The 26,153-nt window shown below is 47.7% G+C and carries 27 protein-coding genes and 1 pseudogene; 13 read left to right on the forward strand and 15 right to left on the reverse strand.

The features are described from left to right. Nucleotides 1-3: 3 nt before the first annotated feature. The 4 genes from Q0600_RS05230 to secA all read right to left on the reverse strand — a co-directional run bounded on the left by Q0600_RS05230 (nt 4) and on the right by secA (nt 5,065). A complete protein-coding gene (locus tag Q0600_RS05230) occupies nt 4-138 on the reverse strand; it encodes a hypothetical protein (RefSeq protein WP_297917552.1) in 135 nt (44 codons plus the stop codon). Nucleotides 139-493: 355 nt separating this feature from the next. Then, entirely contained in the window at nt 494-1,684 is a 1,191-nt protein-coding gene (locus Q0600_RS05235) for an ABC transporter permease (RefSeq protein WP_298757730.1), read from the reverse strand. A 525-nt stretch (nt 1,685-2,209) separates the two neighbouring features. Continuing rightward, nucleotides 2,210-2,437, reverse strand: a complete 228-nt coding sequence (locus Q0600_RS05240; RefSeq protein WP_298757733.1) for a hypothetical protein — start codon at nt 2,435-2,437, stop codon at nt 2,210-2,212. Nucleotides 2,438-2,446: 9 nt separating this feature from the next. Continuing rightward, nucleotides 2,447-5,065, reverse strand: coding sequence for a preprotein translocase subunit SecA (gene secA, locus Q0600_RS05245; RefSeq protein WP_298757736.1), 2,619 nt, complete (start codon nt 5,063-5,065; stop codon nt 2,447-2,449). Nucleotides 5,066-5,185: 120 nt separating this feature from the next. Here secA and lolA point away from each other — a divergent pair, with 120 nt between their 5' ends. From lolA to Q0600_RS05270, 5 genes are all read left to right on the forward strand, one after another. Further along, nucleotides 5,186-5,698 carry a LolA-like outer membrane lipoprotein chaperone gene (gene lolA / locus Q0600_RS05250; RefSeq protein WP_298757739.1) on the forward strand — a complete coding sequence of 171 codons (513 nt, stop codon included), beginning with the start codon at nt 5,186-5,188 and terminating at the stop codon, nt 5,696-5,698. Between the two features lie 6 nt (nt 5,699-5,704). Further along, nucleotides 5,705-6,265, forward strand: coding sequence for a low molecular weight protein-tyrosine-phosphatase (locus tag Q0600_RS05255; protein ID WP_298757742.1), 561 nt, complete (start codon nt 5,705-5,707; stop codon nt 6,263-6,265). A 65-nt stretch (nt 6,266-6,330) separates the two neighbouring features. Continuing rightward, on the forward strand, nt 6,331-6,783 hold the full coding sequence (locus tag Q0600_RS05260) for an FxsA family protein (protein WP_298757745.1): 453 nt from the start codon (nt 6,331-6,333) through the stop codon (nt 6,781-6,783). Continuing rightward, complete coding sequence (gene hemC / locus Q0600_RS05265; RefSeq protein ID WP_298757748.1) at nt 6,780-7,709, forward strand: hydroxymethylbilane synthase; 930 nt, start codon at nt 6,780-6,782, stop codon at nt 7,707-7,709. Before Q0600_RS05260 ends, hemC begins: the two co-directional genes overlap by 4 nt. A gap of 94 nt (nt 7,710-7,803) precedes the next feature. Further along, the gene (locus tag Q0600_RS05270) at nt 7,804-8,568 is read left to right on the forward strand and encodes a hypothetical protein (RefSeq protein ID WP_298757751.1); all 765 of its coding nucleotides are present in this window, start codon (nt 7,804-7,806) and stop codon (nt 8,566-8,568) included. A gap of 262 nt (nt 8,569-8,830) precedes the next feature. Here the strand turns inward: Q0600_RS05270 and Q0600_RS05275 are convergent, their stop codons facing one another. The 7 genes from Q0600_RS05275 to Q0600_RS05305 all read right to left on the reverse strand — a co-directional run bounded on the left by Q0600_RS05275 (nt 8,831) and on the right by Q0600_RS05305 (nt 14,850). Next, nucleotides 8,831-9,382 carry a hypothetical protein gene (locus Q0600_RS05275; protein ID WP_298757753.1) on the reverse strand — a complete coding sequence of 184 codons (552 nt, stop codon included), beginning with the start codon at nt 9,380-9,382 and terminating at the stop codon, nt 8,831-8,833. A 53-nt stretch (nt 9,383-9,435) separates the two neighbouring features. Beyond that, complete coding sequence (locus tag Q0600_RS05280) at nt 9,436-9,870, reverse strand: hypothetical protein (protein WP_298757756.1); 435 nt, start codon at nt 9,868-9,870, stop codon at nt 9,436-9,438. A gap of 115 nt (nt 9,871-9,985) precedes the next feature. Next, complete coding sequence (locus Q0600_RS05285; RefSeq protein ID WP_298757759.1) at nt 9,986-10,342, reverse strand: MmcQ/YjbR family DNA-binding protein; 357 nt, start codon at nt 10,340-10,342, stop codon at nt 9,986-9,988. Beyond that, nucleotides 10,339-11,541, reverse strand: coding sequence for a replication-associated recombination protein A (locus Q0600_RS05290; RefSeq protein ID WP_298757762.1), 1,203 nt, complete (start codon nt 11,539-11,541; stop codon nt 10,339-10,341). Before Q0600_RS05290 ends, Q0600_RS05285 begins: the two co-directional genes overlap by 4 nt. A gap of 700 nt (nt 11,542-12,241) precedes the next feature. Continuing rightward, nucleotides 12,242-13,156 (reverse strand): cysteine synthase A, encoded by a 915-nt coding sequence (gene cysK, locus Q0600_RS05295; RefSeq protein WP_298757764.1) that lies wholly within the window; start codon nt 13,154-13,156, stop codon nt 12,242-12,244. Nucleotides 13,157-13,165: 9 nt separating this feature from the next. Continuing rightward, complete coding sequence (locus Q0600_RS05300; protein ID WP_177387438.1) at nt 13,166-13,579, reverse strand: Rrf2 family transcriptional regulator; 414 nt, start codon at nt 13,577-13,579, stop codon at nt 13,166-13,168. Beyond that, entirely contained in the window at nt 13,579-14,850 is a 1,272-nt protein-coding gene (locus Q0600_RS05305; protein ID WP_297881994.1) for an aminotransferase class I/II-fold pyridoxal phosphate-dependent enzyme, read from the reverse strand. The genes Q0600_RS05300 and Q0600_RS05305 overlap by 1 nt, the downstream gene beginning before the upstream one ends. A 191-nt stretch (nt 14,851-15,041) precedes the next feature. Here Q0600_RS05305 and Q0600_RS05310 point away from each other — a divergent pair, with 191 nt between their 5' ends. The 7 genes from Q0600_RS05310 to Q0600_RS05340 all read left to right on the forward strand — a co-directional run bounded on the left by Q0600_RS05310 (nt 15,042) and on the right by Q0600_RS05340 (nt 21,753). Next, the gene (locus tag Q0600_RS05310; protein WP_297882019.1) at nt 15,042-15,401 is read left to right on the forward strand and encodes a hypothetical protein; all 360 of its coding nucleotides are present in this window, start codon (nt 15,042-15,044) and stop codon (nt 15,399-15,401) included. Further along, nucleotides 15,402-16,316 carry an HAD family hydrolase gene (locus Q0600_RS05315; RefSeq protein WP_298757766.1) on the forward strand — a complete coding sequence of 305 codons (915 nt, stop codon included), beginning with the start codon at nt 15,402-15,404 and terminating at the stop codon, nt 16,314-16,316. It begins immediately after the preceding gene. Nucleotides 16,317-16,443: 127 nt separating this feature from the next. Beyond that, on the forward strand, nt 16,444-16,659 hold the full coding sequence (locus tag Q0600_RS05320; RefSeq protein ID WP_298757771.1) for a hypothetical protein: 216 nt from the start codon (nt 16,444-16,446) through the stop codon (nt 16,657-16,659). A 593-nt stretch (nt 16,660-17,252) separates the two neighbouring features. Next, on the forward strand, nt 17,253-17,498 hold the full coding sequence (locus Q0600_RS05325) for a DUF2018 family protein (RefSeq protein ID WP_291936998.1): 246 nt from the start codon (nt 17,253-17,255) through the stop codon (nt 17,496-17,498). Nucleotide 17,499: 1 nt separating this feature from the next. Continuing rightward, the gene (locus tag Q0600_RS05330; RefSeq protein ID WP_298757774.1) at nt 17,500-18,492 is read left to right on the forward strand and encodes a polyprenyl synthetase family protein; all 993 of its coding nucleotides are present in this window, start codon (nt 17,500-17,502) and stop codon (nt 18,490-18,492) included. Continuing rightward, the gene (hemA, locus tag Q0600_RS05335; protein WP_298757777.1) at nt 18,492-20,045 is read left to right on the forward strand and encodes a glutamyl-tRNA reductase; all 1,554 of its coding nucleotides are present in this window, start codon (nt 18,492-18,494) and stop codon (nt 20,043-20,045) included. Before Q0600_RS05330 ends, hemA begins: the two co-directional genes overlap by 1 nt. Continuing rightward, complete coding sequence (locus Q0600_RS05340) at nt 20,035-21,753, forward strand: proline--tRNA ligase (protein WP_298757780.1); 1,719 nt, start codon at nt 20,035-20,037, stop codon at nt 21,751-21,753. The genes hemA and Q0600_RS05340 overlap by 11 nt, the downstream gene beginning before the upstream one ends. Before the next feature lie 88 nt (nt 21,754-21,841). Here the strand turns inward: Q0600_RS05340 and Q0600_RS05345 are convergent, their stop codons facing one another. Together Q0600_RS05345 and Q0600_RS05350 are read right to left on the reverse strand one after the other, a co-directional pair. Beyond that, the gene (locus tag Q0600_RS05345; RefSeq protein WP_298757783.1) at nt 21,842-22,258 is read right to left on the reverse strand and encodes a cyclophilin-like fold protein; all 417 of its coding nucleotides are present in this window, start codon (nt 22,256-22,258) and stop codon (nt 21,842-21,844) included. Nucleotides 22,259-22,312: 54 nt separating this feature from the next. Next, nucleotides 22,313-23,337, reverse strand: a pseudogene (locus Q0600_RS05350) (alpha/beta hydrolase). A gap of 226 nt (nt 23,338-23,563) precedes the next feature. Between Q0600_RS05350 and Q0600_RS05355 the strand changes: the two are divergent. Further along, on the forward strand, nt 23,564-24,469 hold the full coding sequence (locus Q0600_RS05355; protein ID WP_298757786.1) for an AraC family transcriptional regulator: 906 nt from the start codon (nt 23,564-23,566) through the stop codon (nt 24,467-24,469). A 90-nt stretch (nt 24,470-24,559) separates the two neighbouring features. On the opposite strand, the gene Q0600_RS05360 is transcribed toward Q0600_RS05355, so the two are convergent. Together Q0600_RS05360 and Q0600_RS05365 are read right to left on the reverse strand one after the other, a co-directional pair. After that, nucleotides 24,560-25,138, reverse strand: coding sequence for an NAD(P)H-dependent oxidoreductase (locus tag Q0600_RS05360; RefSeq protein ID WP_298757789.1), 579 nt, complete (start codon nt 25,136-25,138; stop codon nt 24,560-24,562). Nucleotides 25,139-25,275: 137 nt separating this feature from the next. Further along, a complete protein-coding gene (locus tag Q0600_RS05365; protein ID WP_298757791.1) occupies nt 25,276-25,896 on the reverse strand; it encodes a Type 1 glutamine amidotransferase-like domain-containing protein in 621 nt (206 codons plus the stop codon). Nucleotides 25,897-26,153: the final 257 nt, after the last annotated feature.

Here is a 26,153-nt window from a genome sequence, read left to right on the forward strand (position 1 = left end):
ACGCTATGCGTAATAGTAGCCTGTATAATGGTGGCTCGGTGCCTTATTTTGCTCTGGCTTTGGGACATCTTGCGGTCTGCTCCTAGAGCAGCCGCATATAAACAGCGCCGCACACAGAAATAAAACGATCTTTTGCACCATATATCCTTTTCAAAATTTTTATAATTTTATCTTTGATTGGTTGCAAAATTTCATAAAATTTTTCAAAGCACTCATAAAAATTTTATCCCCTTTGAAATTTAAAATTTTGGCGAATTCTAACGACACAAATTTCGTCAAAATTTAGGCTTCGCGCAGCTTACAATCTCACTAAAAAATTAAAATTCTGGCGACGCAAATCGTATTTAGTGCAATTTTACACGATGCGCGTCGTTCAAGGTCGTGTAGCTTCTGTCTTGCGCGCCGAAATGCCGCGCAAAACACACTGCTAAATACAACCGCGCCGCTTTGGAATTTTAAAATTTCGCCGAATTTTAAAGAGCCGCGTTTAAATTTACTCGTTGCGCAGTGTTTGCAATACGTCGATCTGCGTGGCTTTTTTGGCCGGATACCATGACGAAAGCGCTACGATAAGCACCGCGCCGATTAAAATCATCGCCAAATCGCCTAGCGAAAGCTCCATCGGCAGCTTCGAGCTTCCGTAAACGTCGGCCGGCAGATTTACGATGTCGAAGCTTCCGAGCAGCCATACGCCAAATAGGCCCAAAATAAGCCCGAATATGATGCCGCCGCCGCCGATCGTGGCTCCGAGCGCGAAAAAGGTCCTTTTAACCTCCTTTTTGCTCGCACCCAGGCTAAGTAAAAGCGCGATCTCTTGGCGACGGTTCATCACGGTCATCAGAAGCGAACTTACGATATTTAGGCTCGCGACCAGGATTATTAGCATCAGCACGATGAAAAGCGCGCGCTTTTCAAGCGCAAGGGCACTGAAAAAATTGCCGTTTTGCTGCCACCAGCCTACGGCGCTAGCACCGCTAGGAAGGCTTTTTTTGATGCGCTCCAGGTCCTTAAACGGATCGTTTGAAAAAACATGCACGCCGTCGAATGTTCCCTCGTCGTAGCCCAAAATTTTGGCTAGATCGCTCGCATCCGCGTAAGAATACGCCTTGTCGTAGGCGATGAGCCCCGAGCTGAAATCCGCGCGCACATCAAAACGCTTCATCTTGGGGATTAGCGCAAAGCCGCCCGGATCGCTCTTCGTAAAGATCATCGTGATCTTGCTGCCCTCATCCAGCATAAACTCGTCCTTGATCCCGCGCCCTATCATGATGCCGTAGTCCGTTAGATTGGCGTCTTTGGCGCCTGCTGCGACGACGGAGTTGATGCGCTTTTCGTCGTTTAAATTTACGCCGAAAATCAGCCCGCCCTCGAGCTTCTCGCCGCTTTTAGCGATAACTTGCGAGCTAATATACGGGCTAAAGATCAAATCGGGAAAGTCCGCCCGCAGTCCCTCCACGTCGTCTTTTGAAATACCGCCGCGAAAATGGCTGTGGATCGTGATCGGGTAATTCATCGTAAAGAGCTTGCGCTCGAATTCTTTATCAAAGCCGTTCATTATCGCCATTGCGACGATGAGCACCGTAAGCCCCACGCCGACGCCCAAGAACGCAAGCAGCGCCGAAAGCGTAATGAAGGGCTGAGAGCGGTCGAATCTGAGATATTTGAATAATAAATACTTTACCAAAAAGCCGTCCTTGTAAAATTTCACATAAAATTTAGCGCTAAATTATATGTGAAATTTTAAGTATTTTGGAATTTTAAAATTCCAAAAACGGGTTTTGCGGCGTCAAATATAGAAGCTCCAGCGAATTTTGAAAATTTAAAATCGCGCCGAAATCTATTTATACGCAATGAAATTTGCCCCCAATATATCCGATACGGCAAATCAAACATATCGTCTTGCCAAAACCTCGAAATTTTAAACCCGAATTATAAATTTTAAAATTTCAAACGCCTTAAAATTTTAAAATTTTAGAAATTTAAAACTTTTTTAGAATTTTGAAATTCTTAAAATTTAAAAAGCGGATTTCGCTTAAAAAGCTCGCTCGTAATCGCATAATTTAAAATTTTAAATGCGCACAGTATCCTAGCAGCGCACTAAATTTAAGTATCACGCGCTGATTGGCTTGCGTTTTGCCGCACGGTGCGCCGCAACAGCGCCATGAAAATATGCGGCAAAGTATCAGGCATATTTTGAAATTTTACAATTTCAAACTAAAATTCCGCCCCATCGCGCAGCTTCGCGCGCCGTCCGCGCCGCCTCACAATCAAACTCTTTTAAAATTTCCGTCCGCACCGCCTCGCGATCAAGCCTCTTTAAAATTTTATGACGCCTTTCGCCCTCGACCGATCCGCTAAATACAAAAGCAAGATCGAGAAGCGCCGATTGCGCAATGCTCGCAATCAAGATCACCGATCGCGCGATACTTACGACCAATCGCCGCGCCTACCTTGCAAAGCCGCCTTTTTTCGGACCGCCCTTGCCGTGGCAGTCTTTGTATTTTTTGCCGCTACCGCAAGGGCAAGGATCGTTGCGCTTAGGCTTTTTGTCGCCAAACTCGTCTGAGCCTTTTAGCTGCGCTTCATTCGTGCTTGCGGCGGCGAGTTCTTTGGCGTTTGAGCTCTCCATGCGCTCCTGCATCGCGCGCTGTTCGGCTTCGATCTCCTCCCTAGATTTAAACTGGATCGAATGCAGCAAGCGGATGCTGTCGGATTTGAGGCGCATTACAAGCTCCATAAAAAGATTGTAGCTCTCCTTTTTATACTCTGTAAGCGGGTCTTTGTGGTTGTAGCCGCGAAGTCCGATGCCCGCTTTTAGGATATCCATCTGATACAGATGCTCCCGCCAGTCACGATCGACGATCTGCAGATAAAGCATCTTTTCGATACTTTTGCGCTGCTGCGGATCGATCGGCGCCATCTTGTTTTCATACGAAACGGCAAGCGCGCCGATGATCTTTTCTTTCAGCTCTTTGAAATCATCGACCTTCTCAAGCTCGCTGTTTTCGAGTACCTCGCCCGTTTCTTGAGCGATTTTGGCGACAATCGGGAATTTATCGATCTCTTTGATATTTACGCCGTCGAAAATTTCAAGCTCCTCAAGCACGCTAGAGATGTACTCCTCGCGGTTTTGGATGATTTTATCTTTCAGATCGTAGTCGGGATCCAAAAGCTCGTTGCGATATTTATAGATCGTCTTGCGTTGCTCGTTTGCGACGTCGTCGTATTCTAGGATATTTTTACGCGCTTCAAAATGCAAGCTCTCGACTTTTTTCTGCGCGTTCTCTACTGCGCGCGAAACCATGCCTGATTCGATATGCTCGCCATCTTTTAGCCCTAAGCGATCCATGATATTTTTAATCTTATCGCTACCGAAAATTCTAAGCAGGTTATCCTCCAAGCTTAAGAAAAATCTACTCTCGCCGGGATCGCCCTGACGTCCGCTTCGACCGCGGAGCTGATTATCGATACGGCGACTTTCGTGACGCTCGGTACCTAAAATATACAGCCCGCCCAAAGCGCGCACTTCGTCGTCTATGCGGATATCCACGCCGCGTCCCGCCATATTCGTAGCGATCGTAACTGCGCCCTTTACGCCCGCGTCTTTGATGATCTGCGCCTCGCGCTCGTGATTTTTGGCGTTTAGCACGGAGTGCGCGATGTTTTCTTTAACCAAAAGCTCGTGCAGCTTCTCGCTCTTTTCAATCGACGCCGTACCCACTAGCACGGGCTGACCTTTAGAATTTAGCCGCTTGATCTCATTTATGACGGCATCAAATTTCTCGCGCTCGGTTTTGTAGATAAGATCGTTTTGATCCTTTCTGATAACCGGCACATTCGTAGGGATAGAGACCACTTCGAGTTTGTAAATTTGAGAAAATTCCGTTGCTTCCGTCTGTGCCGTACCCGTCATACCGGCGAGTTTTTCGTAAAGACGGAAGTAGTTTTGAAAGGTAATGTCGGCAAGGGTTTGGCTCTCCTCTTGGATCTGCACGCCCTCTTTTGCCTCAAGCGCCTGGTGCAAGCCTTCGCTGAATCTGCGCCCCTCGCTAAGACGACCCGTAAATTCATCTACGATTATGACCTGTCCGTCGCGCACGACATAGTGCACGTCTTTTTCAAATAGATAATTCGCCTTAAGTGCTTGATCAAGGTAGTGGCTAAGCACTGCATTTTCAAGGCTATAGAGGTTATCGACGCCAAAAAGCTTCTCGGCTTTTGAGATTCCTGCTTCTGTAATCAAAACGGCGCGGTTCTTCTCATCTACGGTAAAATCGCCCGTCGCCTTGCCTTTCGGATCTGCAGGCGCCTCGCCGCGGATCATCGCACGCGCCACTTCGTTTGCCTTGACGTAGCCGTCTAGAGTGCGATTCGTAGGACCTGAGATGATGAGCGGCGTCCTGGCTTCGTCAATTAAAATACTATCAACTTCATCGACGATTACGAAATGATGCCCGCGCTGCACCTTTTCATCCGCGCTAAATTTCATATTATCGCGCAGATAGTCAAAGCCAAACTCGTTGTTTGTGCCATAAGTGATGTCGCACGCGTATGCAGCCTTGCGCTTGGCGTCATCGTATTCGCCGCCTACGATCACACCGGTACTAAGCCCTAAAAATTCATATAGCTCGCCCATCTGTGCGGCATCGCGCTTAGCTAGGTAGTCGTTTACGGTTACGACATGCACACCCTTGCCCTCCATCGCATTTAGCACTACCGCCAAAGTCGCTACGAGGGTCTTTCCTTCGCCCGTTTTCATCTCGGCAATCGCGCCGTCGTTTAGCACCAAACCGCCTATCAGCTGAACGTCGAAGTGGCGCATATTTAGCACTCTTTTGCCCGCCTCTCGCACGATAGCAAATACTTCGTTAAGCACGTCATCCGTGCTCTTTTCGCCCGCGCGAACTTGCGCTCTTAACGCTTCAAATTCCGCCTTAAGCGCCGCATCGTCCATCGCCGCGTAGTTTTCTTCAAGCGCACTGACCTGTGCTGCGCGCTTGGCGTATTGTTTGACGATCCTATCGTTTTTAGTACCAAAAATCCCGTGGATGACCTTTTTAAACATCTCAAACCTTAGTTTTAAAATTTTAACCGCGCATATTAACATATTTTTAGTTTCTATTTAATTAAATCCTAGAAAAACGGCTATAATACGCGCAAATTTTCAAAAATAAAGGCAAAATTTATGAAAAAAACTCTTATTTCTTTAGCGGCAAGCTGCATTTTTGCATTCGCAAGCGGGATAGAATTTAACACTCTGAGCGCAAATTTTTCGCAAACCGTGCAGAGCGACGATGCGAAAATCAGCTACGGCGGCGATTTTAGCGCCACGAAAGAGCACGCCGTATGGCATTACAAGACCCCTACGATAAAAAATATATTTTTTAGCTTCACAAAGGTCGTCGTAATCGAGCCCGAACTCGAGCAGGCTATCATCACGAATATCAAAGAAACGCCGAATTTAACCGCGATCCTAGCGAACGCGAAACCCAATAAAAACGGCGTTTATGAGGCGAGCTTCGACGACGTAAAATATCTCATCGAGATGAAGGGTGATCTACCGAGCAAGATCAGCTACACCGACAAAATGGACAATAAGGTCGTCATAAATCTAAGCAACGTCCGTAAAAACGCGCCGGTAAATGAGGCGATCTTCAAGCCCTCGATCCCCAAAAACTACGACATCATCACGCAGTAGGTGCGCGTGAGGCTACTTTTCGTCTGTCACGGCAACATCTGCCGCTCGCCAATGGCGCAATCCGTGATGCAAAATTTTATTAATCAAAGCAGCCTAAGTGCGCGCGTGAGCGTGGATTCTGCGGCGACGCACGCCGACGAGATCGGCTCGCCGCCCTACTACGAAACGCAGCGCGTGCTAAAAGAGCAAAAGGTGCCGCTCGTAGCGCATCGCGCCGTGCAGGTCACGCCCGCAGACTACGAGCGCTACGATCTGATACTTTGCATGGATGATGAAAATATGCACTCGCTGTGGCGAATTTTTCGCGGCAAGGATATGGCTAAGGTAAAATTTCTTTTGGAATTTAAAGAGGGAAATTTTACAGACTACACCGCGCTAAATTTTAAAGGCGCGCTAAAACAAGCCAGCTTAAATTTAAAAGGCGCCGGTTCAAATTTAACCGCCTCCGAACGCCTACAAATCGCCGATCCCTACTACACGCGCGATTTTGAGCGCTGCTACGCAGATATCAAGCGTGGCTGCGAGGGACTTTTGCGATACATTAAAAATTCAGACGGAATTTGCTAAAATTCGCGATTAAATTTTAGCGTCTTTAAAAAGGCGCGGCTTAAAGTGATAATTCAAGGAAAAATATGTTTAGGCTTTTGATCGTTCCATATCTGATAATTGAGGCATTTACGACCTATTATTTCGTAAGCGCAAACGGCTTCGCGGCGTATGCGGTGGAGATCGTCATAAGCGCGATTTTAGGCGGTTACGTCGTGGCAAATCGCTCGTGGATGGGCTTTTTTAATCTAATGAAAATCTCGCCGAAAGAAATTTTAAGCGGCGTGGGCTTCGTCGTAGGCGGCGTTTTTCTCATTGCACCTGGCATTTTCGGCGATATTTTGGGCGTTTGCATAATCACTGCGTCGTTTTACTGCGTCACCAGCGATGTGCCTAAATTTAACGCTAGCAGCGAAAATTCCGAAAAAAGAGAGCGAAAATTTTGGCGACGCAGCCACGCAAGCGACGACGTAATCGACGTAGAGGTGATCGAAGAGAATGAAATCGAGATTCGAAAAAGCATAGGAGAGGAAAAATGAAAAATTTGATCATCGCTACGCGCGGCAGCGTGCTTGCGCTGTGGCAGAGCGAGCACATCGCATCGCTGCTTGAAGCGCATGGCATCCAAGCGCAGCTAAAAAGTATGAAAACTAAAGGCGATAAAATTTTAGACACGCCGCTTGCAAAGATCGGCGGCAAGGGGCTTTTTACAAAGGAGCTTGAGGAGAGTATGCTTCGCGGCGAAGCACATATCGCCGTGCATAGTCTAAAGGACGTGCCCGTGGAGTTTCCGCAAGGACTCGTGCTAGCGGCGATCTGTGCGCGCGAGGACGCGCGCGATGCGATGATCAGTGAAAAATACTCTAAATTTGATGAGCTACCTCGCGGCGCAAAAGTCGGCACCACGAGCCTTCGCCGCAAGATGCAGCTGCTTAGCATGCGACCTGATTTAGAGGTGATCTCCTTGCGCGGCAACGTCCAAACCCGCTTGCGAAAGCTCAAAGACGGAGAATTCGACGCGATCATCTTAGCGATGGCGGGCATCAACCGATTAAATTTACGCGCCGAAGTTAGACACGTAGCGCCCTTTGAGGTCTCGCAGATGATCCCTGCGATGGGGCAAGGAGCACTCGGCATCGAGGCGGTGGACGAGCCGCAAATCCTGCGCGCGATAGAATTTCTAAAAGACGAGCGCGCGATTATCGAAACGACCGTGGAGCGGGATTTCGTCAGAGTTTTAGAGGGTGGCTGCCAGGTGCCGATCGGCATCAACGCGCGCCTTGACGGCGAAAATATCCATATCAGCGCGATCGTAGGTCTACCCGACGGCAGCGAAAGCATCCGCCAAAGCATCGTCGCGCAAAAATCGCAATACCGAAGCGTAGGCACGGAGCTCGCGCGCGCTTTTATCGAAAAGGGCGCAAAACAGCTTCTCGCGCGCGCTGAGGAGATGGCGAGCCTATAAAAACGAAATTTACGGAGTTTTAAAATTTGCAAAATTTTGAAATTTCTAGAATTTATGGACTTTTTAAATTTATAAAATTTCCAAAGGTTAAATTTTGAGCTTATTTAGATTTTTTAAAACAGCGGGATTTTCAAAAATTTTTGCCTCGCTCATACTTTGTGCAAGCTGCGCGTTAAACCTAAACGCGAGCTCTAATGAAGAGCTCGTCCGCTCGCTATTTAGCGACGCAAACTTCGATAAAAATCTTTATTTTAAAGGCGAGATGAGAAGCTATTTAAAGCGCAAATTCTACGCGGCGGATAATTATAGCGAAATCACGGTTGCTCCGCTTGGACGCAGCAGCGAATTTAGCGAGATTTTTCACGTATTTTTGGGCTCTAAAAAGAAGCACTTCGATCTTTACGTCTATACTAAAGAGGACGGGATCTACGCCGTGCGAGTTTTAGCGCAAACCGCCATTATTGAGGCTATCGTAAGCGAATATGAAAAATTTAGCGAGGCGCAAAAACGCGAATTTGAGCAAAGAACCGATGCAGATACCCTAAATTTAAAGCTAATCTTAGCGCCCGATAAAGAGCTTATGGAGTTTGGGAAACAAAACTTAGCGGCATTTGAAAAAATTTACGAGCTTTACGCCGGCGGCGAGTCCGAGCGCGCAAAGGCGGAGATCAAAAGCCTGCATCTCTCTCACGCCGAGACGGAGGGCAAAAGATTTATACTACTTATCGGCGGAATCACCGATAATTCCGTGGGCTTTTTGCGGGTGCAAGACGAGGCGGATCTGCCGCAAATGAGTCCTAGCGAGTTTATAATGATAGAAAAAATTGCGCCGAATTGGTATCTTTTTAAAACCACATAAAAAACCCTGCCACAAGCGAGTTTGAAGCTTCGCGGCGATCTAAATTTAAAAGCGTTACCCGCGCCTTAACCACACCGCCGATCAAAAATCACGCGAATTTTAAATTTAAAAAGACGATCTGTAAATTCCGCACGCCGTAAATTTTTAAAGAATTTTAAAATTTTTTGAAGTCTAAATTTAAACAAAGCGTCGCCAAAGCACGCCGCGATAAATTTAAACATGGCGGCGAAAGAGGCTTAAACATAGCGCTCAAACGATGCACCTAAAAACGCCGGTCTGGCTTAGACTTAAACTGCGCAAAGTCCACTCCCGTCGCGTCCAAAACCATCCGCGAATAAAAATAGAGGCTGTAAAATAGCTCATCGTCGTAAAAATGCTCCTCCCAGCGCTCCTCGTCATTCTCATCGCTCTGCGGCCACAGATATTTTTCCGCAAGCATATCCGAAAAGTTCGCCAGCGGCGCTGCGTGCGAGATCTTATCGGCATCATCGCAAATCTCAATCATAAACGCAAAAAATCCACTGAGCCGAGCCGCGATAAAGCCTGCCGCATCATTTTGCCGGCTTTTATCCGCATTTCTATCCGCCGCGTTCTGATTATTTCCGTCGATTTCGTCTGCCGCGGCGTTTTGATTATTTTTATTCGCGTTTTTGCCCGCAGCCGCCCGCGCCCGCATAAAGATGCGCGCCAAAAACAGCAGCGCAAAAGGGGTTACGTGCCAAAGCGTACTTTGATGCTCTATCTCGTTAAAAATCTTACTAAGCGCGCCCTGGATAGTTTTGGCGCCAAATTTCTCTCGCTCGCTCGCATCCAAGTCCTTATCTGCCGCGCTCGCTTTAAATTTACTCGCCTGGCTCGCTTTAAATTTTATCGCCGGCTATCCGCACTTTTAGATTCTGCCTCGCTGCACTTCGCCGCGTCTGTTTTAAGCTCCGTCTCTCCGCCCTTTTTAAATTTCTCCGCCTCGCTATCTGCCTTTTTAAATTTAGACTCACTCTTTTGCGCTAAATTTATGGAATTTTGCGCCGCGCCGCATCTTGCCGCATCCGTAGAATTTTGCCCGCAACCGGGTTCGCTTTTTAAATTTTGCCCTGCGCTGGACTCGGTTGTTGAATTTAACACTCTGTCTAAATTTTGCTCGCCGCCCAAGCCGCGCGCCGCATCACAAGCTTCGATTGCCCGCGCGAGTTTTTCAAAAATTTCAACAAATCCGCTCGCCCTGCCGTAAGCGGTCGTGAGCCTACTCCACGGCACGTCCTGCGCTTTTAAATTTGCGATATATTTCAAATTTTGCTCATTCATTCGCGCTCCTTGCGGATATTTTTAAATTTAAGCCCACGAGCCGCTAAAATCTGCGCTCTCGGTTCAAATTTAGCCTCTTTCGCACGCAAATTTAAACCGAGCCCAGGCGCAAATTCTACCTCGTAAGCTCCCTACTTTGCTCGATTAGATCCTCAATCTGCTCGCGCGGCACCGTATCAAGGCAGACGCTAATCCAGTGCTTTTTATTCATATGATAGGCTGCAAAAATTCCTTTTTCGTCACGCAAAATTGCCGCCAAATCGGGCGAAACTTTTAAATTTATCACGTCACTTGAGCCAGGAAGTGCGCGACCGAGCTTTTCGTTTGCAAGCCCGCGCATCAAAAGCGCAAACCACTTGCGCTTCCCTCCTGCGTGACGAAAAACCGCAAAATTCGGATATCCATCCCACAGATACTCGCCATCCGCGCCGTAGCGCTGCTTCATTAGTTTTAGGACGCTGCTGAAGTTCATTCTCGTTCCTTAATATCGATGTTTTCTTTGCGCAATCGCGCCAGCCACTCATCCAGCGTCTTTTCAAAGCCGATCCCCTTGCTTTCGTAAAATTTCGCCGCCTCGCTCATATAGGCCTGCTCGACCCAGCCGCCAAAGTCGTGCGGGTATTTGTAGTCTGCGATCTGCTTGTCGGAGTTGATGAGATAGCGCGGCGTAGGCAGCGGAGCGGCGGAGCGGACGAACTTCAAAGCGGCGTTGATGCCCAAATACGCGGCGTTTGATTTGGGGCTGTGCGCCAGATAGATCGCGCATTGCCCCAAGATAATGCGAGCCTCGGGGTAGCCGATCTTGCTGACGGCGCTTAGCGTGCTGGCGGCGATATTTAGGGCGTTTGGATTGGCATTGCCGATGTCCTCGCTAGCTAGGATCACCATCCTGCGTGCGATGAAATCCGCGCTCTCGCCCGCATCTATCAGCCTCGCGACATAATACAGCGCGGCGTCGGCGTCGCTGCCGCGTAGGCTTTTGATCATTGCGCTGGCAAGCTCGTAATGCAGATCGTCGCTGCTAACGCCCGCAGCTACGGCATTTGCACGCAGCGTGCGAAGCGTATCCAGCGTAATGGCACTGTCTGCCAAAAGCGCGAATTCCAGCAGATTTAGCATACTCCTTGCATCGCCGCTGCTGGAGTTTAGCAGGTATTTTCGCGCCTCCTCGTCCATCTCAAAGCCGATCTCGCCCTGCACCCGCGCCAAAAGCGACTCCAAATCCTCATAGCTAAGCGGTTCGAACTCAAAGATCATCGAGCGCGAGCGGATGCCGCTGCTTAGTACGAACTGCGGATTTTCCGTCGTCGCGCCGATGATGATCGCGGCGTAGTTCTCCATCGGGATGAGCAGCACCTCCTGCTGCGTCTTGCTGAGGCGGTGGATCTCGTCGATAAAAATGAGCGGCTTGATGAGCGAGCCTGCGTGCGAGGATAGAATTTTGCGGATATCTTCGACCTTCAGGCTCGTGGCGTCAAGCTCGTAAAAATCGTAATTCAGCTCGCTTGCGATCACGCGCGCCATCGTCGTTTTGCCACTGCCTGCGGCGCCGAAAAATATACTGTGCGGAATGCTGCCTGCGGCGACGAATTTTTTAAAAACCGCTACGATCTTGCCCTGCCCCGCGATTTGATCAAGGCTTTTGGGGCGAAATTTTAAGCTCAAACTCATTTTGCAACCTTAAAAATTTTGCCCCGATGATAGCGTTTTTATGATTAAATTTTGAAATTCGGCTAAATTTAAAGAGCGGTTTGGGTTTTATACGGCGAGGATTTGAAATTTATGCACGGCGCGAATTTGGAATTTTAGCCGCGAAAGCGAGCTTAAAAATTTCAGTAGGATTTTAAAATTTTGTGCCGCGCGTACGGACGGCGATTAAAATTTTGCTTCAAGAACGGATCGCGCAGATTTGGCGAGCTTGGCGGCTTTAAATTTAATGCCCTGCGTTTCGCGGTCGCACCGTCATACATAGCCCCCCTCCCCAAAAAAATCAGCTCGGCGCGTAAGATAAAATTTTAAAATTTAGCCCTATTTTGGGACTAAATTTTATCTCGCGACGAGCCGCTAAATTAGCAAATCAATAAACGCAAAATCAGCAAAGTTAAAAATCGTTTCGCTCTCATAAAATCATTGCGCAATCATTGCGACTATCGCTTCACTCGCGCAGAGAAACTATCGTATCAATTCTCGCGCCTACGTAACGCGAAAATGTAAAATATGGTCGCTCAATCGTTGCAATAACCCGCGCGATCGCGCAAAACTCGTCGTGCCAATTTCGGCGCCAGCATAAAATTTAATCTCGCGAAGCTGTACGCCAGCGTAAAATGCGTAAAATTACCGCGCTAACGCCTCACTGGCGCAAAACTGCTGTCTATTTAAAAAGCTCGGTAGAAAGATACCTCTCGCCGGTATCGCAGAGGACCGTAACGATCACTTTGCCCCTGTCTTCGGCCTTGGCGGCGATCTGTGCGGCTGCGTAAACGTTCGCACCGCTTGAGATGCCCACAAGCAAGCCCTCTTTTTGTGCCAGCTGTCTAGCTGCCGCAAACGCATCGTCGTTCTCAACGCTCAAAAAGCCGTCGATGACGCTTCTATCAAGATTATCAGGGATAAAATTTGCGCCGATGCCCTGAATTTTATGCCCGCCCGCGCTACCGCACGTAAGAAGCGGCGAGCTAGCAGGCTCCACGCCGTAGGCTTTGAGGTTTGGATTTTTAGATTTTAAAAATTTCGCCGTACCGCTGAGCGTACCACCGGTGCCAAATCCCGCGACTAAAATATCTACTTTGCCGCCGCTTTGCTCCCAAATTTCAGGTCCAGTGCTTTGAAAATGCGCCTTTGGATTGCTCGGGTTATCAAACTGGCTCGGAATGAAGCTATTTGGAGTGCTCGCAGCCAGCTCATTTGCCCTATCTACCGCGCCTTTCATTCCGAATTTCGGATCGGTCAGCTCGATTTTAGCGCCGAATGCGGCGATGAGCTTTTGGCGCTCGATACTCATCGAGCTTGGCATCGTTAAAATTAGCTTCATACCGAGCTTTGCCGCGATCATTGCAAGCCCCACGCCCGTGTTTCCGCTGGTAGGCTCTATCAAAACGCTATTTTTGTCGATCTTGCCCGAGCTTAGCGCGTCTTTTACGATCTGCCACGCGATGCGATCTTTGACCGAGTGGCTTGGATTTAAAAATTCCGCCTTGGCTAGGATAAGGGCATTTTTGCCAAACGTATTGATTCTGACTAACGGAGTATTACCTATGAGCTCCGTAACATCGTTTGCTATTTTCATATTTTTCCTTTAAATGCTGAAATTTAAATACTGGACGCTTCGCGCCATCATCTCCTCGTAGCTGCTTAGAGGCTCGTTAAATATCTCTGCCAGCTTAACGTCGAATTTCTCAAAAAACGCCCGCAGTCCGGGATCACTCATCTGAATGCTAGTCATCCGCAGATCCTTTTCAAGAGCGGTAAAAATTTCACCGAAAGTAATCTCGCTAGCATCTCTGGCTAGGTGATAACCGCCGTTTTTACCTTTGATGCTACACACTAGCTTTTCGTTTCTAAGGGTATTTAAAATTTGCTCCAAATAATTCTTAGAAACTCCCGTGCGCTCGGCGATCTCTTTTATACTTATCGGCGCTACTTCGCTAGCTTTGGCGATCTGCAAAATCGCAGCCAGCCCATAAACGCCCTTTGTGCTTAAAAGTGCCATTATTTCAGTGCCTCGCTAAGATCGGAAATCAAATCGTTCGCATCCTCTATACCCACGCTTAGGCGGATTAGGCTCGCAGGCACACCAGCGCGGTTTAGTTGCTCCTCGTTTAGCTGCGAATGCGTCGTGCTCGCAGGATGAGTGATGATCGACTTAGTATCGCCGATATTTGCTACGACAGAGAAAATTTTAACCTTGCTAACCGCCTTTAGCGCTGTTTCTTCGCTATCTACGATGAAACTCATCAGACTGCTTGCATAGCCGTTTTTAAATTTCGCTTTAATCGCGGCATTAAACGGCGAGCTTGCAAGCCCCGGATAATTGACCTGCTTTACCTTCGGATGATTTTGCAAAAATTCCGCGATCTTTAGCGCGTTTTGCGAGTGTTTTTGCATACGAAGCGGCAGTGTTTCAAGTCCCTGGATGAGCTGAAACGCGTTAAACGGCGATAGAGTCGCACCAATATCGCGAAGCAAGGACAAACGAATCCTAAGCGTATAAATATCAAAATTATCTACTAAATCCGCATAAACTAAGCCGTGGTAGCTCTCATCGGGCTCGTTGAAATGTGCGTAACGCGGATTGCCTTTGAGTTTGGAATTTAATCCTTTGCCCGAAACGATCGCACCAGCGATACTAAGACCTTGCCCACTTATGTATTTGCTAGCGCTGTGGATTACGACATCGGCGCCGTCATCAAGCGGATTGTAAAGCGCAGGGCTTGGGATCGTGTTATCCGCAATCGTTACTACGCCGTGCTTATTTGCGATTGTAGCGATTTTAGCGGTATTTGCAACCGAAATTTGAGGATTTGAAAGCGTCTCAAAAAAGATCGCTCTAGTCTTATCGTCGATTAAACCTTCCAAATTATCTGCTGTTTCGGAGTCAAAAACCCTAGCTTCGATGCCGAAACGCTTGATCGTATGCGCCAAAAGCGTAGTTGCGCCGCCGTAAATTTTCTCCGCGATGATGATATTTTCGCCCGCTGCGGCTAAATTTGCCACCGCAAAAAATATTGCCGCCTGCCCACTAGAGACCGCGATTGCGGCTTTACCATTTTCCAGCGCCGCAAGTCGCGCCTCAAAAACATCAGTAGTAGGATTTGTCAAACGCCCATAAATCGGCCCTAGATCACGCAGTGCGAAGCGATCGGCGGCCTTTTTGCTAGAACCGAAGTTAAACGCGGTGCTTTGATAAATGGGAACTGCCATCGTGCCGTAGCCTGCGACGGAGTCGTAACCGAAATGAGTTGCAAGGGTTTCTTTTTGCATTTTTATCCTTTGTAAAAAATTTGGCGAATAATAGCTAAATTTTAAAATAAAGTCAAGTATTTTTATATGATTTTAAAATGCCTATAATACAGGATTTATAGAAAAAATGTTATTAAAATATAGTTTTATAATATGCGTAATTTTACCAAAATTTCGAATTTTGCTATAATGCGCGCTTTAATTAAGGAAAAATTATGCAAATCAAAGAAAAAGATGAGCGCGTTAAATATATCCGCGCGTTAGAACGCTTCGTAAAATCCGCCGTAGCACTGCTAAAGCGCGAGGATTTCGACGCAGAGCTTTTTGCGAAGCGAATAGCTAAAAACTACGAAATTTTATCTAAAGCGGCCGCCGTAAATTTAGATAGTCCCTACACTAAGGCGCTTGAGAGCTTTGCTAAAAACGTCCTTGATGCTAGCGAGGCAGGACAGATCAGCGATGCCGCGTTTAGATCAGCGCTACAGCATGAAGCAAACGCTCTGCAAAAGCTCAAAAATAATAAGAGTTACAAAAAAGACAAGCACAAAATCGATTTTTTAAAGGATTATTAGATGAAAACCGTGATTTTTGATATGGATGGCACGCTGCTTGACTCCTCGCGCGCGATCGAAATCAGCGTCAATAACACTCGCCGCGAGCTCTACAGTCTAGCACCGCTGCAAAAGAATTTCATCGTCCGCACCATCAACGATCCAAGCAAAAACGCCTTTTTGGAATTTTACGGCAAAACCGAAGCAAGCGCTGAAGAGCTTGCTTTTTTCGAGAAGGAATTCGTAAGCAATTACCGCGATTTCGCCGTGCTTTACGAAGGTATCGAAGATCTTTTGCACTCATGCAAAAAAGCAGGATTTTTTCTTGCAGTCGCCTCCAATGCGCCTTCCTATACCCTAAGTGCGATCTTAGAAAAAACGGGGGTGCGCAGGCTATTTGATCTGGTCGTAGGCGCGAACGAGCAGATGCCATCAAAACCCAACCCTGCGATGCTGCTACACGTAATCGCGCGCTCACCGCACAAAAACGCGATTTTTTTAGGTGATAGCAAAAAAGATGAGCTAGCCGCACTCCGCGGCGCAGAATTCTTACAAAATTTAGAATTTCAAGGTGGCAATGACGGCGAGAGCTTAAATGCTAGCCGTGGCACTAATAGAAAGAATTTCAGCGCTAGCAGCGGAAGCTTAAGCTCTTGCGGCGAAAATCTTAACGCAGATGAAAAATTCCGCCCTAACGACTCGGACGCTGGCGAGGCGGCAACCCTAAGCTTTAAAGGCGCCAGAATTTCCGCAAAAGCAGAAGCGACAAAGGAGGCACAAGCTGCTGCAGCGCGATGCTTTCAGGCAAACTTGGCAGATCTAAGAAGCGCAAAACTTGAGTATTTGCAGGTATGCTGGGGGTTTGGCGAGCCTAGCGAACTAAGTCGCAATGCCCTAAGCATCACGCAAGCGCGCGAAATCATCGGCGGAATTTAAAGTAGCCTGGCTTTTGAGGCATAGCTAATTAAAAGTAGTATTGTAGCAGGGTAAAATCACGCTTAGGCTCTTAAACCGGAGCGAATTCCATCTTCGCGTGCAACGCAAGCGAAATTAAAATTTAAAAATGATCCTTGCGCGAAAAATTCCACTAGCACGAGAAACCGGGATTTCATCTGCGCGAGTGGAATTTAAAATTTTAAAAGTAGCTTTTGTAGTGCGCGATTTTATCTGCGTGAAAAATGAAATTCTATCTGTAAAAGGTGACGAAATTTTAAAATTTAAAGACGCCCTCTCGCGGCTTAATTTAAAATTTGCCTCGAAAGCCAGACTTAAAATTTAATGTCAAACGCGATTTTAGCATTCTACCGCATCCATGAAATTTCAAATTCTCGCAAAGCGGCGGAATTTTAAAATTTTAAAAAGCCTGATCTGTGTTATGCACACGATTAGATTTTGTGAGAATAGAATTTATCCGCCACGCAGAAATCAAAATTTTACCGCACAAGCAAAGCGAAAACTATCTCCGCCTGCGCGAAATTCAAGAATTTTAGCGCTCAAGCCAAGCGGAATTCTATCCACTCAATCGAAATCTAAAATTTCACTCGCGCCACAAAATTTTAAAATTTCCGCAAAAAATCAAGCCGCTTATCTGTAAATTTAAAATTCCACCTATCTGCAAAGCTTTGCGTTTAATCCGCCACGCGACCAAGATTAAATTTTTAAATTCCGCTCGCTCTGCCTATCTCGCAAACAAGTAAAATTTTAAAATTGCGAAATCTAAAAGCCCAAAATCCACGCTTAAGCTTAAAATTTACCGCACGCAAGCGCAAAATATGCGCAATCGCTCCTGTTTAAAACCCCCGATAGTTTGCCGCGCCCTAACCTAAATTAAATTTTACATTTGCTATAATCGCGAAATTTTAAGGAAGGTAAATGGATATTTTTGAAGGCAGCCCAAGAGAGAAATTTTTTGAAATTTTATCCGCTGCAAGCCCTACTTTGGTGCAAAACGAAATCGAAGAAGCTCTAATCCGCCTCATCGCCTGTGAGCGGCTCTGCGAAGCGCGCGGCATTAGCGAGCGCGAGATCGAAAGCTTCATCGCGCAGCAGGATCTACAAGACGAGCTAAACGACAAATTTTTGCAAATAAGCGGAAATATCCTAAGTAACGACGAGTAAAATGCTAGATCAAATTGATTTAATTATGAAAAGCTTCATCGCAGACTGCGGCTACGAGCCCGCTAACGAGATGTTTGATAGGCTAAGCCCCGGCAAAAAACTGCGCTCCAAACTGCTACTAAACATCGCGCAAAAAGATGAAAAATCGCTGCGTCTGTGCGCGATCATCGAGCTCATTCAAGCCGCAAGCCTGCTGCACGACGATGTCATCGACGAAAGCTCGGTGCGCCGCGGCAAACCCTCGATCAACGCCACTTACGGCTCCAAAAACGCCGTGATGCTGGGCGACATACTCTATTCCAAGGCGTATTTTGAGCTTAGCAAATTTGAAAGCCGCATCGCCGCCGCGCTTTCACTCGCCGTCACGAAACTAGCCGTGGGCGAGCTGATGGACGTGAGCTTAAGCAATGATTTCAACGACGATGCGAGCAAATATCTGCAAATGATCTATCTAAAAACCTCCGCTTTGATCGAAGAAGTCGCGCGCTGCGGGGCGTTTTTAAAATTCGGCGGCGCAGAAAATCGTGGCGAAATTTCAGATATTAACGGCGCAAAAAACGAGGACAGGAATCCAAAAGCCGCGAAAGATCACGATAAAATTTCAAGCGCGAGCGCAAAATTCGGCGAATACGGCAAAAACCTTGGGCTTGCGTTTCAGATCATCGACGATATTTTAGACGTCACGCAAAGCTCAGAAGCGCTCGGTAAGCCGAGCCTGAGCGATTTTGCGGAGGGTAAAACCACCCTGCCCTACATCTATTTATACGAAAATTTAGATGATTCCGAGCGGCAAAAGCTAAAATCGTTTTTTAAAAAGCAGTTGCGCGAGAGCGAAATTTCATGGATCAAAGCGAAGCTTAGCGAGCACGGCATCATCGAGCGCTGTATAAACGAAGCTCGTGCCTACGGGCAAAAGGCGCTCGAAGCCGTGGCGGAATTTAAAAACGACAAGCTGGAGCAAATCGTGCGAGATATGATAGATAGGGAGTTTTGATGGCGTATATGAGCGTGAGCTTCACCCACAAAAACACGGATATCACGGTTCGCGAGAAACTTTCGTTTTCAAACGATGTGCGCAAGAAAGAAATTTTGCGCCTTTTGGCTTCAAACTCCGCGATAGAGGAGTGTTTGGTGCTAAGCACTTGTAACCGCGTAGAAATTTTTACCGTCGTAAGCGACTTTGATGAAGCGCAAAAGTTCGTGCTTTTGGCACTTTCGCGCATTAGCGACGTGAGCTACGACGAGCTAGCCGAGCGTGCCGATATTTACGAAGATTACGGCGCGATACACCACCTTTTCGCCGTCGCAGCCTCTCTTGATAGCCTCGTAGTGGGCGAAACTCAGATCGTAGGCCAGCTCAAAGACGCCTATAAATTCGCGATGCAAAACGCTCGCGCCGGCGCGCAGATCGCAAGAGCGATAGATGAAGCGCTAAAGTGCGCGGCGCGCATCCGCAACCAAACCGAAATTTCAAAAAATCCGATCTCGGTCTCAAGCGTCGCCGTGGCAATGGCAAAGGATAGACTGGGCTCCTTGCAGGGCGCGGACGCCGTGGTAGTGGGCGCGGGAGAGATGAGCGAGCTAGCGTGCAAACACCTGCTCGCAAACGGCGCTAATATCACGATCTTAAATCGAAATTTAGCCGGCGCGCGAAGGCTGGCGGATTCTTTGATCAGCGCGGAGTCCGGCGCAAATTCGGAAAATAGTGCGGATTTAAATCGCGCGGATGTTAATCTAAATAACGCAAGTGCGAACTGTGGCGTAAATTTAGACGCCGGCGCAGATTTAAACTGCGCGGAAGCTGGCTCAAACGGCGACGCGAGCAGCTGCGCGGCTACGAATAAAATTTCTACGACGGGCAGCCGTGCGAGCTTCGATAACGCGAGCGGCGCAAATTTAAGAGGCGGCGCAAATGGCTACGCGGCTCGCATCAAGACCGACGCGCTGGATAATCTCAAAAAATATCTAAACGTAAATAGCCTATTTTTCAGCGCTACGGGCTCGCAAGAGCCGATCATTACCGATAGCTTGCTTGAGCCCAAAAGCTTTAAGCGATATTTTTTCGATATAGCCGTGCCGCGCGACGTAGAGCTTAGCCAGAGCGAGGACGTCGAGGTTTACAGCGTCGATGATCTGGAAGAGATCGTAAAGAAAAATTTGATCCTTCGCGAGGAGCAGGCGCAGATCGCTTACTCCATCGTGGCGAAATGCACGAATGAATTTTTCAAATGGCTCAAGGCAGCGGCATCCACGCCGATCATCAAGGCTTTGCGCCAAAACGCTAAACAAGTAGCCGAGCTAGAGCTAGCCAAGGCGCTTAAAAAGGGCTATCTAAAGCACAGCGATGCGGAGGAGGCGCGCAGGCTGATCCATCAGGTTTTTAAAGCGTTTCTGCATGCTCCGACGGTAAATTTAAAAAACCTCGGCGACGCAGATAATGCCGATAACGCGGTAAACGCGCTGGTCGAAATTTTTGAACTGCAAGAAAGCTACGAAAAATTTTTAAATCAAGAAAATGAGAAAAAGGACAGACAGAATGAAATTTAGCAAGCTTTTCGCTCCGAGCCTAAAAGAGGCTCCCAGAGACGCGGTACTACCTAGCCACGCGCTTTTGATCCGCGCGGGATTTATCGAGCAGCTGGGCAGCGGGCTTTATAATTTTTTGCCGCTAGGAAAGATAGTGCTAGAGCGGATCTGCACCGTCATCAGGCAGGAGATGGACGCTGCGGGCGCGCAAGAGGTTTCTTTTAGCGTCGTGACGTCCGCTGATGCGTGGAAAAAAAGCGGTCGCTACGCCAAATACGGCAAGGAGCTGTTGCGCTTCAAAGACCGCAAGGATAACGACTTCGTGCTAAGCCCTACCAACGAGGAGGCGGCGGTTTTGATGGTAGCGGATAAGATCACGAGCTACAAGCAGCTGCCGCTAAATATCTATCAGATCAATACGAAATTCCGCGACGAGGCGCGCCCTCGCTTCGGGCTTCTGCGCGGACGCGAGTTTACGATGAAGGATGCTTATAGCTTCCACGCAGACGCTGCGGATATGAAGCGCGAGTTTGAGGTGATGAGGCAGGCGTACTCGCGGATTTTTACGCGACTTGGGTTAAATTTTCGCGCGGTCGATGCGGACAGCGGCGCGATCGGCGGCAGCGGCAGCAAAGAGTTTATGGTGCTAGCGGATAACGGCGAGGACGATATCGTCGTGTGTAAGCGCTGCGAGTATGCCGCAAACATCGAGGCTGCGCGCCGCGCGCCCAAAACCACGAACGCCGCCGCGCCCGAAACCGATGGCATGATGAAATTTAAAACTCCCGCGATGAAAACGATCGATGCGGTGGCGGAATTTTTCAAAGTGGATAAATTCTACACCATCAAGGCGGTGATCAAAAAAGCGCTATACGAGGATCGCAGCGAGATCATAGCGTTTTTTATCCGCGGCTGCGACGAGCTGCAAGAGACCAAGGCGCAAAATGCCGCAGGCGCGCTTGAGCTAGTCGATGCCAGCGAAGATGAAATCGCGCGAGCTGGCTTTACGGCGGGCTTTTGCGGACCTTTCGGGCTCGGCGAGGGAGCGAAATTTTATATCGACGCCGAGCTAAAAGGAGCGCGCAATATGATCGCGGGCGCGAACGAGCCGGATTACCACTACGTTGGTGCAAGCGTGATAAATTTTAACGAATCGCGCTTTGTGGATCTCGCGGCCGTGGGCGCAGGCGATGCGTGCCCATGCTGCAGCGGCGAGCTTGGCATCACAAAAGGCATCGAGGTGGGTCATATCTTTCAGCTCGGTACGCGCTATTCCGAGCCGATGGGAGCGCGATTTTTGGACGCAAACGGCAAGGCACAGCCGTTTTTTATGGGCTGCTACGGTATCGGCGCAAGCCGTCTCATCGCCGTGGCGATCGAAAGCAGCCACGACGAGCGAGGCTGCGTGTGGCCGCGCGAGCTGGCGCCTTTCGAGCTTGAGATCATCATCTCAAATCACAAAGACGCGGCTGCGGTAGAATTTGCCGAGAAACTATACGAGCAGTGCCGCGAGCGTGGCATCCGCGTGCTACTCGATGATCGCGCGGAGCGCTTCGGCGTGAAGATGAACGACTTTGAGCTAATGGGCTTTCCGTATGCGGTGCTCGCGGGCAAAGCCCTAGCGGAGGGAAGCGTCGAGTTTATCACCCGTGCAGGTCTAAAGCGGCAGAGCGTAAGCACGGATGAAATTTTAAAGCTTATCGAGAAAAAATTAGCCGAGAAAAATTAGTAAGCGTATGGAATTTAGCCCTAAATTTGGGCTAAATTTTGCCGCCATATTTGAAAATTTGCGAGCCGCTTTTGCGGCTACGGCGGATTTATTTTGCTGGCTCTATCCTGATCTGCCCGTCTTTTGCGACCAAGCTCACATCGCCATCTATCACGCCTAGACGCACGATGCCCTCGTAATAGGGCTGATAGCCGTAGTAGATGACGAAGTTATTCCACGGAGCAAAGTACGAGATCTCGCCTTTTTTGCCATCGCATCCTTTTGGCTCGCCGCTTACGTCAAGCGGTTTTGGCAGTTTGGCGACCTTTTCGTGTCCGCCGTAGTCGCTTAAATTTAGCGTTAGCGGTAGCTGTGCGGCAAAGCTCCTAGCCACCGCCGTGTCGTCTACGACAGCAGTGGCTTCGCCGCTAGAGCTTTTTAAAACTATCTTTAAATTACGCATTTTCTCCCCAGCCACTAAATTTAGCCCTGCAAAAAGCATAAAGATGGCTAAAATTTTTCTCATTTTTACCTTCCTTATCTCTCGAATTTACCCCTGCAAAGCGCAGGGGCTGCTTGTTTATTTCAAATTTGCTTTGAAAAATTCCTCAAATTTATCGTATGGGATCTTGTTGTTTTTATTGTCATATAGATCTGTGTGCACGGCGCCAGGGACGATAACTAGCTCTTTATTTTTGTTGCCAAGCGATTTAAAAGCGTCTTCGCTAAAGTATCTTGAGTGCGCCTTTTCGCCAGCTACGATAAGAGTCGGAGTTCTCATCTCGCTTGCGTAAGCAAGGATCGGCATATTTGTAAGCGAGATAAGATTTGTAACGATCCAGCCGCTCTCTCCGCTGTTTGAATTTACAGAGCGTTTGTGATATCCGCGCGGCGTGCGGTAAAAGTCCGCATATTCAGCTATAAACTGTGGCGTGCTTGCGTCTATCTTTTTTGGATCAACGTTTATCGCACCAGTAAGTGCCGGTTTGCCATTTTTAGCATCGACCCAGCGTTGCTCGGCTAGCTTCTTTTTATTTTCATATCTCTCATCCACGCCTATGCTATCGTTGTAGCCTTTTGCTGCCACTCGCGTTATATCATACATCGTGCTGGTTGCAACTGCCTTTATGCGAGGATCGCTAAGAGCTGCATTTAGATTAGAGCAAAACCGCCAAAGCCGCATACGCCTAAAATGCCGATACGTTCGCGATCTACATTGTCTTGAAGCCCTAGAAAATCAACCGCCGCGCTAAAATCATCGGTATTTATCTCTGGGCTTGCTAAATTCCTCGGCACGCCGCCGCTCTCGCCTGTGTAGCTTGGATCAAAGGCAAGCGTGATAAAACCGCGCTCAGCTAGCGTTTGCGCATAAAGTCCGCTTGATTGTTCCTTTACCGCGCCAAAAGGCCCGCTAACTGCGATTGCAGCTGCTTTGCCTTTTAAATTTTTAGGCGTATAAAGATCGCCTACTAGCTCCACGCCGTAGCGATTTTTAAATTTGACTTTCTTGTGATCTACCTTATCGCTTTTGGCGAAAATTTTATCCCACTCGCTAACCATAGAAACCGCCTCTAGCGGTGATTTTGCCACGTTTGCACCTGCCATTGCATTGCCTACTAAAATAAAACTTGACGCTATAAGCGCCGCCGCAAATTTCTTAAGATACATCTTTGTCCTTTCGGTTTTGATTTAGCTTTACAAGCTGTTTTGTAATGTGCATTCTAGCAGGGTTTTAAATTTTGCGTTAGAACGATCCTCCAAATTTCATGCCTAATTCTGCAAAATTTCTAAAAAGGAGCATAATTTCATAAAATTTGAGGCGGAGAGCAAGATGAGTGAGCTAAATTTACTAAAAGAGCAGACAAAAGAGTTTTTACTAAATAGATACGGCGTAAACGGCCTTGTTCAAAGCGACATCGACTCGCTTGATTTTTACATCAGTGAAAAGACGCATGATTTTATCAATGTCATCTACAACCCGTCTTTGTGTATTATCTTGCAGGGGGCAAAGTCGGTGGGCTTTGGCGATGAGATGAGCGGATACAACGAGCAAAGGTATCTGCTCACATCTACATATATGCCTCTAAGAGTGAGCCTAACCGACGCCTCAAAAGAGAGGCCATATATCTCGCTTACCCTTAATTTTAGCATGGATGAAATTTATGAAGTGCTAAAAAACGTCGAGATAAAAGAAGATAACATGCAAAAGAGCCAAAAGGGGGTATTTTTCGGCGATCTTACGGAGGAGATACTAGAGCCTATTTTGAGGTTTGTTTGGTTGCTAGAAAAGCCGAAAGAGAAGATCAAATTTCTCTCAGATCTTGCTAAAAAAGAGATACTTTACACCCTTGTAACAAGCGATAAAAGCGGCTACTTTTTAAATAAATTTGCTATGCAAGGAAGCGTTTCTAATAAAATTTTGCATGCCGTCGCAAAGATAAAAAACGAATTTTCGCAAAAGCTAAATATGAAAGAGGTCGCGCGCGCTTGCGATATGAGCGAGTCGTCGTTCTATCATAACTTCAAAATCGTAACCTCGCTAAGTCCTATCGCTTTTCAAAAAAAGATCCGCCTAGAAGAGGCAAAAAATCTGCTCGCGACTAAAAATATCAGCGTTGCGCAGGCCGCCTTTGACGTAGGATACGAGAGCGCGTCGCAGTTTAGCCGCGAATACACCAGGATGTTTGGCGTACCGCCTAAAATTCACAGCGAAATTCTACGCTCCGGCGTGGCGTGAGTTTAAATTTAGATCAAATTTAACGGCACAAAGGGCAGGGTAAAATTTCTACTGTCTAGCTTATAAATTTGCGCTAAAGTCTGCTTAAATTTAGCCGAAAACCCTTTTTAAATGCGCTTCGTAATCCCTCATAAAGCGCTCCATATCGGGATTTTTAATGACGTCGTTGCACATAAAAGTAGGCAGCCTTTTCGTGCCTAAAAATTCATTTGCCTTATGAAAATGCAAATAAACGCCGTCCACGCCCACGCCCTCGAAAAAATCGCCCGGCTTCTCAAACGCCTGAAGCGGAGCATTCCAAGTAACGCTTAGCATGTGCGATTTGCCCTTTATCAGCCCGCCTGTGCCGTATCCGTCGTTTGGACTCGCGCTGTGCCGCCCGTCGTTTGCCACTATCTTGCCTATGCCGCCCATAAACACCTCGTCCACGTATTTTTTGACTAGCCAAGGCTCGCCCATCCACCACGCGGGCATCTGCCAGATCACAGCATCCATCCATAGAAATTTTTCTACCTCGCCCTCTATATCGTAGCCCTCATGTATCGTAGTTTCGCGCGTTTCGTGCCCTAGGGCTTGTAGCGTTTTTTTGGCTAACTCGTGCAAAGTTTTGTTTAGCTTGCCGCCTTTGCCGTTAAAAGGTGCCCCACCGTTAATAAGTAGTATTTTCATTTTGATCCTTTGATTAAATTTATTCGTTAGCGACTCACCGCGCCTAAGTTCAAATTCCACCTCGCAGCCCTATGCGAAAATATAAGCGTAAATTTTATGAAGCGTTTAATTACTAAATTTTGCTTTCACGCCGCAGTTTACCGCCCTAAAATTTCAAATTTATCGCCGTGCACCGCGATCGCTTCGGCGTTATTTATCGGCGCCAAATTTAGCTTGCCGCCGTAAGCTTTTAAAATTTTAGCCGTGCTTTGCACGAAAGGCTCCTCGCCGTAGTGCACTACTGGATAGAATTTAACAAGATCTAGCCCGGTTTGCGCTGATACTAATTCACTACCACTCGCATCATCCATCATGGCTGCGTACTCCACGCTGGGAGCTGCGATCATAGCGCCAGCCGACTCGCCCACATACACGAGCTCGCCGCTTCGGACGCGCTCGGCAATCAGACCTGCGAGATCCTTCTTTTTAAGCTCGCGCAAAAGATAAAAGGTGTTGCCGCCGCTTACGTAAAGCACCTGCGCTGCGCCGATCTTTGCCTTCGCTTCGGTCTCGCTCGCTTTTGAAACGTCTAAAATTTGAACCTCAAAGCCCATTTTAGCAAACGCCTCTTTCGCCTCGTCCACGTAGTCTCGGTACTCCTCTATGTTTGCCGCAGTCGGGATAAAAAGCACCTCTTTGGCGCGGATATTTTGCCTCGCATAGTCCTCAAAAAGCGTCGCCGCACCCGCAAAATAGGAACATAAAAACATCTCTATCATAGTTTTTCCTTTAATTAAATTTGCGCTGATTTAAAGCGCTCGTAAAGCTCGGGCGTCATGACTGCGAGCAATGCGACCCAAACTAGCAGAGTAAATTCTACCGCGCCCACAAAGCAAGCGCACGACAAAAAACGGCGCGGGCGGAATTCTGTCGATAAAAGGGCAAAATTTACCGCCGCAGCAGTTTGCAAACTATGCAAAAACCGAACGCAGCGCAAATCACTCCACAATCGCCAACTGCCTGGCGATTTCAAACT

The sequence above is a fragment of the uncultured Campylobacter sp. genome, from assembly GCF_938041645.1.
Lineage (GTDB): Bacteria > Campylobacterota > Campylobacteria > Campylobacterales > Campylobacteraceae > Campylobacter_B.

Coding starts and splice junctions, on each gene's coding strand:
- Q0600_RS05360 (WP_298757789.1), bottom strand. CDS start 25,138: ATGAAAATACTACTTATTAACGGTGGGGCACCTTTTAACGGCAAAGGC.
- Q0600_RS05345 (WP_298757783.1), bottom strand. CDS start 22,258: ATGAGAAAAATTTTAGCCATCTTTATGCTTTTTGCAGGGCTAAATTTA.
- Q0600_RS05325 (WP_291936998.1), top strand. CDS start 17,253: ATGGATATTTTTGAAGGCAGCCCAAGAGAGAAATTTTTTGAAATTTTA.
- Q0600_RS05330 (WP_298757774.1), top strand. CDS start 17,500: ATGCTAGATCAAATTGATTTAATTATGAAAAGCTTCATCGCAGACTGC.
- Q0600_RS05285 (WP_298757759.1), bottom strand. CDS start 10,342: ATGAACTTCAGCAGCGTCCTAAAACTAATGAAGCAGCGCTACGGCGCG.
- hemC (WP_298757748.1), top strand. CDS start 6,780: ATGAAAAATTTGATCATCGCTACGCGCGGCAGCGTGCTTGCGCTGTGG.
- secA (WP_298757736.1), bottom strand. CDS start 5,065: ATGTTTAAAAAGGTCATCCACGGGATTTTTGGTACTAAAAACGATAGG.
- Q0600_RS05305 (WP_297881994.1), bottom strand. CDS start 14,850: ATGCAAAAAGAAACCCTTGCAACTCATTTCGGTTACGACTCCGTCGCA.
- Q0600_RS05315 (WP_298757766.1), top strand. CDS start 15,402: ATGAAAACCGTGATTTTTGATATGGATGGCACGCTGCTTGACTCCTCG.
- cysK (WP_298757764.1), bottom strand. CDS start 13,156: ATGAAAATAGCAAACGATGTTACGGAGCTCATAGGTAATACTCCGTTA.
- Q0600_RS05355 (WP_298757786.1), top strand. CDS start 23,564: ATGAGTGAGCTAAATTTACTAAAAGAGCAGACAAAAGAGTTTTTACTA.
- Q0600_RS05260 (WP_298757745.1), top strand. CDS start 6,331: ATGTTTAGGCTTTTGATCGTTCCATATCTGATAATTGAGGCATTTACG.
- Q0600_RS05365 (WP_298757791.1), bottom strand. CDS start 25,896: ATGATAGAGATGTTTTTATGTTCCTATTTTGCGGGTGCGGCGACGCTT.
- Q0600_RS05290 (WP_298757762.1), bottom strand. CDS start 11,541: ATGAGTTTGAGCTTAAAATTTCGCCCCAAAAGCCTTGATCAAATCGCG.
- lolA (WP_298757739.1), top strand. CDS start 5,186: ATGAAAAAAACTCTTATTTCTTTAGCGGCAAGCTGCATTTTTGCATTC.
- Q0600_RS05340 (WP_298757780.1), top strand. CDS start 20,035: ATGAAATTTAGCAAGCTTTTCGCTCCGAGCCTAAAAGAGGCTCCCAGA.
- Q0600_RS05300 (WP_177387438.1), bottom strand. CDS start 13,579: ATGGCACTTTTAAGCACAAAGGGCGTTTATGGGCTGGCTGCGATTTTG.
- hemA (WP_298757777.1), top strand. CDS start 18,492: ATGGCGTATATGAGCGTGAGCTTCACCCACAAAAACACGGATATCACG.
- Q0600_RS05280 (WP_298757756.1), bottom strand. CDS start 9,870: ATGAATGAGCAAAATTTGAAATATATCGCAAATTTAAAAGCGCAGGAC.
- Q0600_RS05320 (WP_298757771.1), top strand. CDS start 16,444: ATGATCCTTGCGCGAAAAATTCCACTAGCACGAGAAACCGGGATTTCA.